The organism is Leucobacter sp. cx-328, assembly GCF_014530035.1.
In the GTDB taxonomy this organism is placed as follows: Bacteria; Actinomycetota; Actinomycetes; order Actinomycetales; family Microbacteriaceae; genus Leucobacter.
Genome location: NZ_JACVMX010000001.1, coordinates 237,000 through 249,829 on the forward strand (window position 1 = coordinate 237,000; position 12,830 = coordinate 249,829).

The 12,830-nt window shown below is 62.1% G+C and carries 14 protein-coding genes; 7 read left to right on the forward strand and 7 right to left on the reverse strand.

Annotation, left to right across the window (positions count from 1 at the left end):
- Positions 1-44 precede the first annotated feature (44 nt).
- Positions 45-1,079, forward strand: a complete 1,035-nt coding sequence (locus tag ICL81_RS01015) for a 4-hydroxy-3-methylbut-2-enyl diphosphate reductase (protein ID WP_251381663.1) — start codon at positions 45-47, stop codon at positions 1,077-1,079.
- Positions 1,080-1,625: 546 nt separating this feature from the next.
- Here the strand turns inward: ICL81_RS01015 and ICL81_RS01020 are convergent.
- Together ICL81_RS01020 and fbaA are read right to left on the reverse strand one after the other, a co-directional pair.
- Positions 1,626-2,447, reverse strand: a complete 822-nt coding sequence (locus ICL81_RS01020; protein WP_188033144.1) for a DUF6264 family protein — start codon at positions 2,445-2,447, stop codon at positions 1,626-1,628.
- Complete coding sequence (fbaA, locus tag ICL81_RS01025) at positions 2,444-3,475, reverse strand: class II fructose-bisphosphate aldolase (protein WP_188033145.1); 1,032 nt, start codon at positions 3,473-3,475, stop codon at positions 2,444-2,446. Before fbaA ends, ICL81_RS01020 begins: the two co-directional genes overlap by 4 nt.
- Before the next feature lie 77 nt (positions 3,476-3,552).
- Between fbaA and glpX the strand changes: the two genes are divergently transcribed.
- Positions 3,553-4,536 carry a class II fructose-bisphosphatase gene (gene glpX / locus ICL81_RS01030; protein WP_188033146.1) on the forward strand — a complete coding sequence of 328 codons (984 nt, stop codon included), beginning with the start codon at positions 3,553-3,555 and terminating at the stop codon, positions 4,534-4,536.
- A 501-nt stretch (positions 4,537-5,037) separates the two neighbouring features.
- On the opposite strand, the gene ICL81_RS01035 is transcribed toward glpX, so the two are convergent.
- The 3 genes from ICL81_RS01035 to ICL81_RS01045 form a co-directional block, all read right to left on the reverse strand.
- Positions 5,038-5,454, reverse strand: a complete 417-nt coding sequence (locus tag ICL81_RS01035; protein ID WP_188033147.1) for an SdpI family protein — start codon at positions 5,452-5,454, stop codon at positions 5,038-5,040.
- Between the two features lie 51 nt (positions 5,455-5,505).
- Positions 5,506-6,861, reverse strand: a complete 1,356-nt coding sequence (locus tag ICL81_RS01040; RefSeq protein WP_188033148.1) for a DNA recombination protein RmuC — start codon at positions 6,859-6,861, stop codon at positions 5,506-5,508.
- Between the two features lie 82 nt (positions 6,862-6,943).
- Positions 6,944-7,528, reverse strand: coding sequence for a 3'-5' exonuclease (locus ICL81_RS01045; RefSeq protein WP_188033149.1), 585 nt, complete (start codon positions 7,526-7,528; stop codon positions 6,944-6,946).
- 59 nt (positions 7,529-7,587) lie between these two features.
- Here ICL81_RS01045 and ICL81_RS01050 point away from each other — a divergent pair, with 59 nt between their 5' ends.
- Genes ICL81_RS01050 through ICL81_RS01060 form a run of 3 tightly spaced genes read left to right on the forward strand, consistent with a single transcriptional unit; the run spans position 7,588 to position 9,861 of the window.
- Positions 7,588-8,406, forward strand: a complete 819-nt coding sequence (locus ICL81_RS01050) for a Cof-type HAD-IIB family hydrolase (protein WP_188033150.1) — start codon at positions 7,588-7,590, stop codon at positions 8,404-8,406.
- A gap of 11 nt (positions 8,407-8,417) precedes the next feature.
- Positions 8,418-9,491: a redox-regulated ATPase YchF gene (ychF, locus tag ICL81_RS01055; RefSeq protein ID WP_188033151.1), complete on the forward strand. Its 1,074-nt coding sequence runs from the start codon at positions 8,418-8,420 to the stop codon at positions 9,489-9,491.
- On the forward strand, positions 9,484-9,861 hold the full coding sequence (locus ICL81_RS01060; protein ID WP_188033152.1) for a zinc ribbon domain-containing protein YjdM: 378 nt from the start codon (positions 9,484-9,486) through the stop codon (positions 9,859-9,861). The genes ychF and ICL81_RS01060 overlap by 8 nt, the downstream gene beginning before the upstream one ends.
- A gap of 175 nt (positions 9,862-10,036) precedes the next feature.
- On the opposite strand, the gene ICL81_RS01065 is transcribed toward ICL81_RS01060, so the two are convergent.
- Positions 10,037-10,801, reverse strand: coding sequence for a DNA alkylation repair protein (locus ICL81_RS01065; RefSeq protein ID WP_188033153.1), 765 nt, complete (start codon positions 10,799-10,801; stop codon positions 10,037-10,039).
- 134 nt (positions 10,802-10,935) lie between these two features.
- Here ICL81_RS01065 and ICL81_RS01070 point away from each other — a divergent pair, with 134 nt between their 5' ends.
- Together ICL81_RS01070 and ICL81_RS01075 are read left to right on the forward strand one after the other, a co-directional pair.
- Entirely contained in the window at positions 10,936-11,436 is a 501-nt protein-coding gene (locus ICL81_RS01070; protein WP_188033154.1) for a GNAT family N-acetyltransferase, read from the forward strand.
- A 257-nt stretch (positions 11,437-11,693) separates the two neighbouring features.
- Positions 11,694-12,035 carry an HU family DNA-binding protein gene (locus ICL81_RS01075; RefSeq protein ID WP_188033155.1) on the forward strand — a complete coding sequence of 114 codons (342 nt, stop codon included), beginning with the start codon at positions 11,694-11,696 and terminating at the stop codon, positions 12,033-12,035.
- 83 nt (positions 12,036-12,118) lie between these two features.
- Here ICL81_RS01075 and ICL81_RS01080 read toward each other — a convergent pair whose 3' ends face one another.
- Positions 12,119-12,703, reverse strand: a complete 585-nt coding sequence (locus ICL81_RS01080) for a DUF5067 domain-containing protein (RefSeq protein ID WP_353055377.1) — start codon at positions 12,701-12,703, stop codon at positions 12,119-12,121.
- Positions 12,704-12,830: the final 127 nt, after the last annotated feature.

Below are 12,830 nucleotides of genomic sequence, written 5' to 3' on the forward strand. Positions count from 1 at the left end.
CTGTGAACCAGCGCACCATCGGTGCCCCTGTGGTCAGCCTGGCAATGCCCCGTATGCGCCGCGTCGAAGGACGCCTGAAAGTGACCGATGTTGACGGTCCCAAGCAGCTGTTGCTTGCGGCTCCGCGCGGGTACTGCGCGGGCGTGGATCGCGCCGTTGTCGCCGTAGAGAAAGCACTCGAGCGCTTCGGCGCGCCGGTCTACGTGCGCAAGCAGATTGTGCACAACGTTCACGTTGTCGAGACCCTCGAAAAGATGGGCGCGATCTTCGTCGACGAGATTCACGAGGTGCCCGAGGGTGCGAACGTGGTCTTCTCGGCGCACGGCGTCTCTCCCGCTGTTGTGCAGGCTGCTGACGATCGCGGTCTCCACGCAATCGACGCAACCTGCCCGCTCGTGACCAAGGTGCACCGCGAGGCGGTTCGTTTCGCAAAGCAGGATCTCGAGATCCTGCTCATCGGTCACACCGGTCACGAAGAGGTCGAGGGCACTGCGGGTGAGGCTCCCGAGCACATCACGATCGTGAACTCGCCTGACGACGTTGACACCCTCGAGGTGAAAGATCCAGAGCGCCTCGTCTGGCTCTCGCAGACCACACTGTCCGTCGATGAAACCATGGAGACGGTGAACCGCCTGCGTGCGAAGTTCCCGAAGCTCCAGGATCCGCCAAGCGATGACATTTGCTACGCGACGCAGAACCGTCAGGTCGCGATCAAGAAGATCGCACCCCAGGCCGATCTCGTGCTCGTTGTCGGCTCGAAGAACTCGTCGAACTCTGTGCGGCTCGTCGAGGTCGCCCTCGAGTATGGTGCGAAGGCTGCGTATCTCATTGACTACTCACACGAGGTCAAGCAGGAGTGGCTCGAAGGCGTCCGCACTGTCGGTGTCTCGAGTGGCGCTTCGGTGCCCGAGAGCCTTGTGCAGGATCTTCTCGACGACCTCGGCGATGCCGGCTACGACGACGTGCGCGCGGTCGTGACAGCGGAAGAAGACCTCGTGTTCTCGCTGCCCAAGGAGCTCCGCCAGGATGCCTCGGGCAACAAGGACGCTCGCGCCCTCGGCGGTCGCGTCCGCCGGTAATCTGCGCATGACCTGACTTGCGGGTCGCGGATCTTTTCCTACCCACAACAGCACGGCTCTCCGCACACAGGAAAAGGCCCAGGTTCTACTTCGAACCTGGGCCTTCTTTTGTTCGCCGACGTGGTCGAGGGGGACGTGTGTCGGAGCCTGTTTGTCACTGAGCGCAGCCGCCGCGATGGATTTTGGAGTAAAGCGGCGGCTAAGCCAGTTTGACCGTGCCGGGCAGCTGAAGTGAGGACCGCTAGGGGGGTGAGTCGTTCACCTCAGGGTGGTGTGGGTGGGTATGCCGCCCGCCTCCGAAGACAATGCAACCGGGCGACTAGGGGGTCGTGGTTGGCTGCGCTTGCCAGGATTTCGTGCACACTAAGAGCGTAAGCGCCTAGCTCGCCAAACAACGACTGTTTTTTGTGATGTGAGTAGTGGATCAGATGGCTTGGGTACTGCGCCAAAAAGCCTAAGTAGCCGGTCTCTGCTGCTCTGAAACGCTGAGAGGCGGGCAGCTTCCCGATGGATGCTGCCCGCCTCTCAGCGTGTGTGCGTGTATTACTACGGCTGCGTGGTCGTCGCCATGTAGTCGAGCATCTTCTGCACAGCGTCAGGATCGCTCAGCGCGGTCATCAGCTCGGGCATGCTCGATACTGCGATGGTGGTTGCAATGAAGAACCCGATCGACACCACAACGCCAGCCACGAGCGGGACCCAGAAGGTCACCTTCTTGGCGCGCAGGCGGCGGATCGAGAAGATCAGCGTCAACGCATAGATCGCGAGTACGACGAGTGCGCTCACCGTACCGAGCGTGCCGATCGATGCGGGAACTGCCGAGCTCGACACCTCAAGCGCTTCAGCGATCATCGCGAACGATGAGCGCAACACGAGCATTGACTGCGCGGTGAAGAGCGCACCCATGGCGCCGAGCACCAGCAGGATGATGGTGAAGACCTTGTCTGCGCCACCCTTCTTGGGCGTCTGCGTCTGGTAGATCGGCTGCGGAGCACCAGCGGGCTGGCCTGGCTGCTGCGGTGCGCTTGCGCGGTACGGAGCACCGGGCGCCTGCTGTGCTTGCGGAGCCTGCGCTGCAGGCTGCTGCGGGGCAGCCGCGGGGATCGGTGCACCGGCACCAGCGCCAGCGTTCGAGCCGGAGCCGAGGTTGTGCGGGATGCCGGGCAGCGGGCCAGCCGCCGAGGTCGCCGTATCCACGGACCCCGCGGGAGCAGCTTCAGCGTTTTCTTCTCCGGGAGGAGTCCACTGCCAACCCTCTGGCGCGTACTCGCCAAACTCGGGCTTCGGGCGCGCAGCTGCGGGCTGTGCGGGCTTTGCCTGATCCGCGCCCTGTTCTGGCGTTACCGGGGTCGTGGAATCGTCGGTCATGCGCTGATCGACTTTCCTGCCGAACCGAGCTGCTCAGCAGCGAGCGCGATGCGTGCTGCCATGCCCGACTCCGAGAGGCGGCCGTAAGCGCGGGGGTCGTACGCCTTCTTGTTTCCGACCTCGCCGTCGATCTTCAGCACGCCGTCGTAGTTCTTCAGGATGAAGTCAACTGCGGGGCGGGTGAACGCGTACTGGGTGTCGGTGTCGATGTTCATCTTGATGACACCGTGCGAGACTGCCTCGGCGATCTCTTCTGCCGACGAGCCCGAACCGCCGTGGAACACGAGGTCGAGGGGCTTCTCGCCGGTACCGTACTTCGCCTGCAGGCCGTCCTGGATCTCCTTGAGGAGCGAGGGGCGGAGCTTCACGCCGCCGGGCTTGTATACGCCGTGCACGTTACCGAAGGTGAGTGCGGTGAGGTAGCGGCCCTGCTCGCCGAGGCCGAGTGCCTCAACAGTTGCAACTGCGTCTTCGAGGGTGGTGTAGAGCTGGTCGTTGATCTCAGCAACGATGCCGTCTTCTTCGCCGCCGACGACGCCAATCTCAACCTCGAGGACGATGTTTGCTGCAGCCATGCGGGGTAGCAGCTCCTTCGCGATGTCGAGGTTCTCAGTCAGGGGCACAGCCGAGCCGTCCCACATGTGCGACTGGAAGTAGGGGAGGCCGTCACCGTTCTTGACGCGCTCTTCGCTCGCAGCGACAAGCGGGAGGACGAAGTTCTCAAGGTGCTGCTTGGGGCAGTGGTCGGTGTGCAGTGCGACGGTGATGTCGTATGCCTTTGCGACCTCTTCTGCGTACTTTGCGAACGCGAGTGCGCCGCCAACACGGTTCTTTACGGTGTGACCAGCGAAGTAGTCAGCGCCGCCGAAGCTCACCTGAATGATGCCGTCCGAGCCTGCCTCAGCAAAACCCTGCAGTGCAGCGTTGAGCGTCTGCGAGCTGGAAACGTTTACTGCGGGGAACGCGAAACCGCCGTTCTTAGCGGCGTCGAGCATTGCTGCGTACTGCTCCGGTGATGCGACGGGCATGTGTCTACTCCTTGACGTCGAGGGGTTCCGGCGCTTGGCCGGTATCTTTACTCAGTCTACGCGGTAGGATTAGAGACATGAATGAACCTGTATCGCTCGGCGATTGGCAGCCGGACCGCAATCTCGCTATGGAGCTCGTACGCGCAACGGAGGCCGCAGCGATGCGGGCTACCCCCTGGATTGGGCGCGGCGATAAGAACGCAGCTGACGGTGCTGCGGTTGACGCAATGCGTCGTTTCCTCTCAACCGTTAACATGCAGGGCACCGTCGTGATCGGTGAGGGCGAAAAGGACGACGCCCCCTGGCTCTACAACGGCGAGGTCGTTGGTAACGGCCACGGCGCTGAATGTGACGTTGCAGTTGACCCGATCGACGGCACCCGCCTCACTGCAGAGGGCCGCCCCGGCGCACTCTCGGTGATCGCAGTTGCAGATCGCGGCAGCATGTACGATCCCTCGGCTGTCTTCTACATGGACAAGCTCGTATGCGGCCCCGAGGGTGTTGGCGTTGTCGACATTCGCAAGCCCATCGGCGAGAACATTCGCGCTCTCGCAAAGGTCAAGGGTGTCGAGGTTTCTGACATTCGTGTGGCCGTGCTTGACCGCCCCCGCCACGCACAGCTCATCGCAGATATTCGCGAAGCTGGCGCAGGCACCCGCCTCCTCATGGACGGTGACGTCGCAGGTGGCGTCAACGCCGCGCGCTGGGACTCGAACATCGACCTCTGCGTCGGTATCGGCGGCACCCCCGAGGGCATCATCACTGCGTGTGCAGTGAAGGCGCTCGGCGGCATGATCCAGGGCCGTCTCGCACCCAAGGACGAGGAAGAGCGTCAGGCAGCAATCGCTGCAGGCCACGACCTCGACCGCGTGCTCGAGGCAAACGACCTCGTCGCAAGCGACAACTGCTACTTCGTAGCAACTGGTATCACCGACGTTGACTTCATTGGTGGTGTTGAGCGCCGCGGCCCGTTCGTGCGCGCAGAAAGCATCGTGATGCGTGCTCACTCGGGCACCATCCGCCACATCACCAGCGACATGGATCCCAACCGCTGGGAGTAATTTCTGGCGCGGGCGCGGGCGCGCTAGCGCTCCTTGCTTTGGGTTTGCGGTTCAAACCCGCGAAATCTAAGGATTCTGGTTACTTCGACCGCTAACCCGTCGAAAACTAGGGTTTCTGTCGAAAAGGCCCCTTTCATGCGTATGAAAGGGGCCTTTTCGTGTGAAAGGGGCTGTTTCGGCGAGGTAGCCCTTGTTGACACGCGCAAGCTCGCGCGAGCGGGAGCCAGCGCCGCTCATCGGTGCGCCAAATTCCCTCAGGATGTGAAGTATCGGTGCGGCCGCTGGCCGCGCCCTTCTCGTTAGAAGGTGGCGCAGTATGCGCCACGATTCCCTAACCCCTGAGTGAGCATTGAACTGTGCAATCGTTACTAGTTGCCTGGGCCGCGACATTGCTTCGGTGTGCTGCTGAGATAGGGAGATCCCAGCGGAGGCTCTCGATTAGCTAAAGGTTGAGCAGGCTGAGTGCGAGCTGCCACTGCCGCTTCGCGGCCTTGCCACTGGCTAGTTGGAATCTGTGTGGCGGGGGATATCAAGGGCCGCCTTCTGGCCGACCGCAGCGCCGCGGAGTACCCAAGCCAACATCCAGATCGATGTACCAAGAGTGGATGCGAGGAATACGGCGATGCAGGCCTCTTGTGGAGCTCTTGCTGCAGACATGGCTCCGGCAGCTAGGGCGCCGAGGCCGCCGACGATGCCGCCGTATCCGCCAATTCTTGTCTGCTTCTCACTCGCCTTGTGGGCGGCGAACCAGGCTGCGTCCGATGCCAGCGTGGCGGAGGTGCGGATACCAGCGAACTGGTTTCGCTTGAGCGCACCAGAAGCGCCGCGACGTGCGAGCCAGAACAGTAGGAAGCCGGAGGCGACGAGCAGGAGGCCTACGCCTGCGAAGGTGATGCCGATGCCTGCTTCGTCGCTCATACCCTCCACGCTAGTAGGCTGCGGAGGAATATTCCATCGGGTAGGGCTGGTCTAGAACCCAGGCAGCGTATCAGCTGGCTCGGACGCAGACGCAGACGCAGGCGTAGACGCCGACGCAGACGCCGACTCGGGGTCGGCATCGAACCGAAGCTCGGGGGCAACCAGCGGGCGCACCGCGTCTTCGAGCTGAGCTGGTTCGGTGCCAATCTTGTCGCCGTTGAGGGCGCTAATCTTGCGCGCGGTAGGGAACACCTGGCGTTCGAGGGAGCCGACGTATGCGTTGTAGTCCTGTACTCCGCGGGAGAGCGTACGGCCCAGCTTGTCGAGGTGCGTTGCGGTGCGGCCGAGACGGGTGTGCAGCTCGCGGCTGAGATCGAAGAGCGTGCGCGCCTCAGCGGTGAGCGACTCCTGGCGCCAGCTGTGCGCGACCGACTTTAGGATCGCCCAGAGGCTCACAGGGGAGGCGAGCGCCACGCGGCGCTCGAACGCGAACTCAAGGAGCATCGGGTCGGTGTCGAGGGCGCTCGACAGGAGCGACTCGCTCGGCACAAACGCGATCACAAACTCGGGCGAATCGGGCAGCGCCGATGCGTAGTCACGGGCGCTCAGCGCGATGATGTGCTCACGCAACGCCTTCGCGTGTTTTGCGAGCAGCGCGGTGCGACGGGCCTCCGCCGCAGCGTCGTCAGTCACGCCGGCAGCCGCGATGTGCTGCGCCTCGAGGTACGCGTCGAACGGTACCTTCGAGTCGATTGCGATGGCCTTGCCGCCTGGCAGGTGCACGACCATATCGGGGCGCAGCTCACCGCGCTCGGAGGGAAGCCGGTGCTGCACGTCGAAGTCGACGCGTTCGAGCATGCCAGCAGCTTCGATAATGCGGCGCAGCTGGGTCTCACCCCAGATGCCGCGGGTGTTGTTCGAACGCAGTGCAGCCGCGAGCGACTCGGCGGTACCGCGCAGCTTCTCTTCAGCGCGAGTGGCCTGGCGCAGCTGCTCAGCAAGTTCGCCGTGCTGCTCAGCGCGCTGCTGTTCCATCGTCGTCACGGTGTGCTCAAGCTTGCCGACCGACTCACGTAAGGGAGCGAGCTGCTGGAGCACCCGCTGCTCTTCTTGGTCAAGGACCGCGCGCCGGCGCGCGTCCTCCTGCATGTCTTGCAGCCGCTCTTCGAGACTCATCACGCGGGCGTCTGACGCAGCCAGCTCTTCGCGCAGCAGGCGCGCGCTGGACTCGGCCTCAAGCTTTGCTTGCTGCACGGCAACCGCAGTGTCGCGCGCAATGGACGCCTGCTGGGCTGCAAACGCAGCGGCCGCAGCACGACCGCGTACGACCGTACCCACGACGAACCCGCCGCCGACGCCGATGGCGAGGGCAAGAAGTACGAGCAGTGAGATGGTGAGACCTGTCATGGAAGTATGTTCCCATGAGCCACTGACATTTCAAGATTGAGGCTCGCGAGCTACGGTGATCCGCCGCCTCAGACTAAGGAAATTACAGCTTGAGCGGAATGGCCTTCAGCGGAGTCAGCCGCAGTCCGACCTTCTTCGCGAGTGCCGCCACATCAGCGACCTCGTGGCGTACCGCGGCGTCAGAAATGATCGCGGCGCAGGCCTCGGCGTCTGCGAGTGCTTCGTGGTGGGCAAACTCCGCGAACCCGGCCGCAGCGGCGGCGAGGGGAAGCCGGTGCGAGGGGATATCGTACGTGCGGCGCGAGACCTGCACGCTGCACAGATACTTCAGGCGCGGAGTTGGCGTCACCGTCTCCGCACACGCGCTCTTGATCACGCCCATGTCAAAGCTCGCATTGTGTGCGACAACGACGTCATCGCCGATGAACTCACGCAACTCGTCGAGCTGTTCGGCCCAGCCGCGCGCCTCTGAGACCATCGCCGGGGTGATGCCGTGAATCTTGATGTTGAAGGGCAAGAACTCACCATGCGACTCAGGCGGAGAAATCAGCCAGCTCGCACGGTCAACGACCTTGCCGTCTCGAACACGCACCATGCCCACGGCACATGCCGAAGACGGGTGGCTGTTGGCAGTCTCAAAATCGATCGCGGTGAAATCTACGGGCACCCGAAAAGTCTGACACAGCCCCCTGACATTTGGAATCGTGCGCCCATTAGGCTTGATCCGTGACCAGACTGCCGAAGCTTATTGCCACAGACCTCGACCACACACTCCTCAACGGTGAGGGCCATGTCTCGGCTCGCACCCGGGCAGCGCTCGACGCGGCACGCGCTGCGGGCATCACGGTCGTACCGGTGACGGCCCGCCAGCCCATCGCCCTCGTGGACATTGCGCGTGAAGCGGGCTTTGAAGAGTGGGCGCTCTGCTCAAACGGCGCATTCGGCATCCACCTGCAGACGCGTGAGCTGCTCTTCGCCAACGAGATTCCCGCACGGGTGGTGGCGGAGATTGTGTCGGCGATCCGCGCCCGTATTCCGTCAGTGGTGTTTGCGGCAGTGCGCGATGCGGGCGAGGGGTTCCTCGCGCAGCCCGGATATGCCGCACTCGCAGATATCAGCGATCACAAGCGTGTGCCGACCGAGATGGATCTGGGCACGCTCGCAGAGATCACCAGTGAACCCGCGCTCAAGCTCGTCATGCGCGACGGGACGCTTTCGGTCACAGAGATTTTTGATGCGGTGGCGGATCTCGACCTCGACGGCTGCGAACTCACCCTCTCTGGCGCACCCTTCGTCGATGTGATGGCCGAAGGAATCACCAAGGCAGCAGGTCTGGCTGAACTGTGTGATCACCTCGGAATTGCGCAGGATGAGGTGTACGCATTCGGTGACGAACTCAACGACGCAGAGATGATCGCCTGGGCCGGTCACGGCGTCGCAATGGGCAACGCGATTGACGTGGTGAAGGCAGTTGCAGACGAAATTACCGGCACGAATGATGAAGACGGCCTTGCCCAGGTCGTCGAACGGCTGTTGGCCAGGTAGAATCGTTTCTCGTGGCTCTTACAATCGGCATCGTGGGACTTCCCAATGTGGGCAAGTCGACCCTGTTCAACGCACTTACGCACAACGACGCACTCGCTGCGAACTACCCGTTCGCGACGATCGAACCGAACGTAGGTGTTGTGAACCTGCCGGATCCGCGCCTCGACAAGCTCGCGGAGATCTTCGGCAGTGAGCGGATCCTTCCCGCTCCCGTCAGCTTCGTCGACATCGCAGGTATCGTGCGCGGCGCAAGCGAAGGTGAAGGCCTGGGCAACCAGTTCCTCGCAAACATTCGTGAGGCAGACGCAATCGCGCAGGTCGTGCGTGGCTTCTCTGACCCCGACGTTGTGCACGTCGACGGCTCGGTCAACCCGGCCAGCGACATGGAGACGATCAACACCGAGCTGATCATCGCCGATATGCAGACTGTCGACAAGGCTCTCCTGCGTCTTGAGAAGGAACTCAAGAACAAGAAGGTCGAAGCTTCGGTAGTCGACACCGCAAAGGCAGCACAGGCTGCGCTGAACGACGGCAAGCTGCTGTCGCAGACCGATATTGATCTCGCTGAGATCCGCGAGCTTGGTCTGCTCACCGCAAAGCCCTTCCTCTACGTATTCAACGTTGATGAGGGTGTTCTGCAGGACCAGGCAAAGCTCGATGAGCTTGCTGCACTGGTTGCTCCTGCACAGGCAATCTTCCTCGATGCAAAGATCGAGAGCGAGCTCATGGAGCTCGACCCTGAGGACGCAGCTGAGCTGCTCGCGTCGACCGGCCAGACCGAGAGCGGTCTCGACCAGCTCGCGCGCATCGGCTTCGACACCCTCGGCCTCCAGACCTACCTCACCGCAGGTCCGAAGGAAGCACGCGCATGGACCATTCGCAAGGGTTCGACCGCGCCCCAGGCTGCTGGCGTCATCCACGGCGACTTCGAAAAGGGCTTCATTAAGGGCGAGATCATCTCGTTCGAGGACCTCGTAGAGACCGGCTCGATCGCCGAGGCTCGCGCGAAGGGCAAGGCCCGCATGGAGGGTAAGGAATACATCATGCAGGACGGCGACGTCTGCGAGTGGCGCTTTAATGTCTAACACCCTGCCTCCGTGCCCGGAGTGTGCAGAGTCGTACTCGTACGAGCAGGGCGCGCTGCTGGTGTGCCCGATGTGCGGTCACGAGTGGTCCACTGCAGAGCCTGGCGCTGATGCAGCTGACGGTTCAGGCGAGTCTTCAGCAGACGTCATTCGTGACGCCGTGGGTAATGTGCTTTCGGACGGTGATACCGTCACACTCGTCAAGACCGTTAAGGTTTCTGGCGGTGGTGGTGGCACCATCAAGGTGGGCACCAAGGTTACCGGTATCCGTTTGAACGCTGGTGGTGCTGGCGGTCACGACATCGATGCCCGTGTTCCCGGTTTCGGCAACATGCAGCTCAAGTCGAGCGTGGTCAAGCGCGCGAACTAACTCGACGCTGGTATCCGCCGGCCTACGGCTTCTAAGTCTTGAAGCCTCGAAACCTCGAAGTCTCGAAACGAATCGTTTCATACAAAAAGACCCCTTTCATGCGCATGAAAGGGGTCTTTTTGTCAGAACGGGCCGGTTTCGCTGCAGTTGCAGCGGGCGTTACCCAACCCGCTCGCTACTTCAATGACCGCAGCGCCCGCTTCGTAATGTAAGCGGTGGCCGCTGTCGGACTCTCCGCGTTCCAGCGATCGCAAATCGCACGTGCCCACTCGGGGGAGTCCTTGGAGGCGTCGTTGATCCAGTTCGCGACCGAGTCTTGCACGTAGCGGTGCGGATCTGAGCGCAGCGGTTCAAGCAGCGGTTCACCGAGCTGTGGTGAAGTCTTGAACTCGGCAATGTGCTTTGCCCACACGCCTCGTGGCCGTAGGGATTCGCTGGCGAACCGGCGGATGTTCGCAGACGGTTCACCCGTCCACGGCGTGAGCTCGCGAATCGAGACCTCGAGTTCCTCCGTCATTCGTGGCCTGACCGCCATCCACACCCATTCGCGTACGGTGAACAGATGGTCATCGGCAAGCGGCTTCACTGCGTCCAAGAGTGATGGCACGCTGTGGTTGGTGTCGGCGGCAATCGCGAAGCACGTCCAGCCGCGCACGGTGTCCGAAGGGTGCTGCGTCAGAGCGTGAATTTGATCCGCCCCCAGATGCTCGTGCAGCGCCTGACCGATGGCGGTCATGCGCTTGAGGATGCCCAGGCCCTGCGCTGCCTCCGCTGCGAGAGCAAGGTCGCTTGGTGCATCGGGGATGGCGGCGGCAAACAGCGCGGGGTGGTCGATCACGAGCGCCTCTGTGAGGGTTCGCGCCTCGGCCTTGCCGGCGTTGAGCGCGGCGAGATGCTCTGCGGTGACGTCGCTTTTCTTTGATGCTCCAGGACTTGCCATGCTCAGTTCATTGCTCCTCACTGCGTGACTCACGGTGATCTCAGCCTAGATGGTGTGGTGGGCAGTCAGCTCCCGCCAAAGCCGTAGCGCCTAACCTAAGGGTGAGCACACTTGGACCAAAGGCCTCACTACAGATGACGAAGCAGACCTCGAACTCGCGCATAACCTTCACCCGTCTCCCAGCAATACCGATTGAGCAAGTGACGGCGCTGCTAAACGAGCCGCGCAACAGCAGACATATGCCGCTCGCGACGACCTTTACCCCAGAGCAAGCTGCCGACTGGGTGCGGGACAAGGATGCGCAGTGGGCGATTCACGGCTTTGGCCCGTGGGCAATTTTGGTGAATGGTGAATTTGCTGGTTGGGGCGGGTTTGAAGCTGAGGCAGGCTCTGCCGACTTCGCGCTGGTGCTGCTGCCGGGTCATTGGGGGATGGGTGAAATGATCACCCGTAAAGCGTTGGAAACAGGCTTTGTAGAGTTTGACGTTCACACGGTGACGATCGCGCTCCCGTACTCACGTCAGCCGACTAAGGTCGTCGGACGTCTAGGGTTCAACGCTGACGGAGAAGTCATCTATGGCGGCGAGCGATTCAGGCGCTACAAGCTCAACCGGCAAGACTGGCGCACGGCGTAGGCCGAGTCACCCTTCTACCGAAACCGAACCAATCACCCAAATCTCGTCACAAGACATCGAATTAGCACTGAATTTCCTCAGAAGAGTGAAATATTCTCGTTTCTCAGTTACCTTGATGGAACTGCGGTGCGCGAAATCACCAGCGCCACCCAGAGTTTGTAAGTACCGAATGAAATTTCACCGGGCGGTACCGGGCCGAAGGTCCCAGCGGATCCTGGCGCGACCGCCTGTCGAATCACGATGGAGTGCGGCGAGAAATGATGAAGAACGAGGCCGATGGTTCACGCGTGAACCGCAGTGAGTTCTTGCGGGATGTTGCGCGTCGCGCTGAGACTGACGTGAAGCTCACGACGGAGATCGTCAATGCGGCGCTCGCTGAAATCGTTGAGGTGGTGAGCCGCGGCGACCACCTGACGCTCACCGGTTTTGGCCGCTTCTACCCGCAGCAGCACAAGGGGCATCGCGTGCAGAGTGTCGCTGAGGATGGCAAACTCGCGGGCACTGACGCGGTCGCGCACGTCGATGACTATACGGTGCTGAAGTTCTCTGCGACCCGCACGGTGAACCGGAGCCTCGCGGCCGAGTTGCCTGCGTCATAGGGGCGCGGATCCGCGCTTCGCGCTACCGAACCACACACTCCGCGACCAAACAACACGCAAAGCTACCGAACCCCCGCTTCGCGCTACCGGACGCTGAGCGTCTCTCTGCCGATCTCGACGAGCCCTGCGTCGCTGACGATGAGTGCTACGTCTGCCTCAGGGGCAGCGAGCGTGTATGCAATCGTGCTGGACGCGGTTTCCCCCGCGGGAATCTCAGCGCCCTCCGCTGCCTCCGCACCTGCCGCCACCTGCTCATCGGGCAAGGCTGCGAGCGTGAGCTCGGTTGGTGCTTCCGCGCCAGTCTCTTGCACCGCACGGAAGTGATTGAGCCAGGCAGTCAGCGCATCGAGGACCTCGGCAGAGGTGTTCGTGAGGTCATTGGAGACCACAAGAAACGCCCCACGTTCGCCGGGAATCACGCGGGATTCGGTGATCGCAATTGTTGTGCGAGAAGATATCAGGGTGCGGTCGGAGTAGCTCGTCGGCCCTGCCTCCGTGGGAACTTCCGTCTCGATGACGCTGTGCTCACCGTCACGTGAATCGCCCTGGAATCCGTGCAGCCAGTGGCTGAGAGGGCGGTCAGGCCTGCGACAACGGTGATCGCAGCGTTGCGGTGCGGGTTGATTTGCGCCTGTGCCTCCACCCGTTCGGGCGCTCAAGACACCCAAAACGTTATCGGACTGAGTGCATTATTTACTCATATACGAGAATGTTTGCCCCCAAACATTCGTTACGCTTGTTGTGTAACAGTACTCTGTGCGAGCCACCATGCGCGCACACTGGAAGATGGGGTGT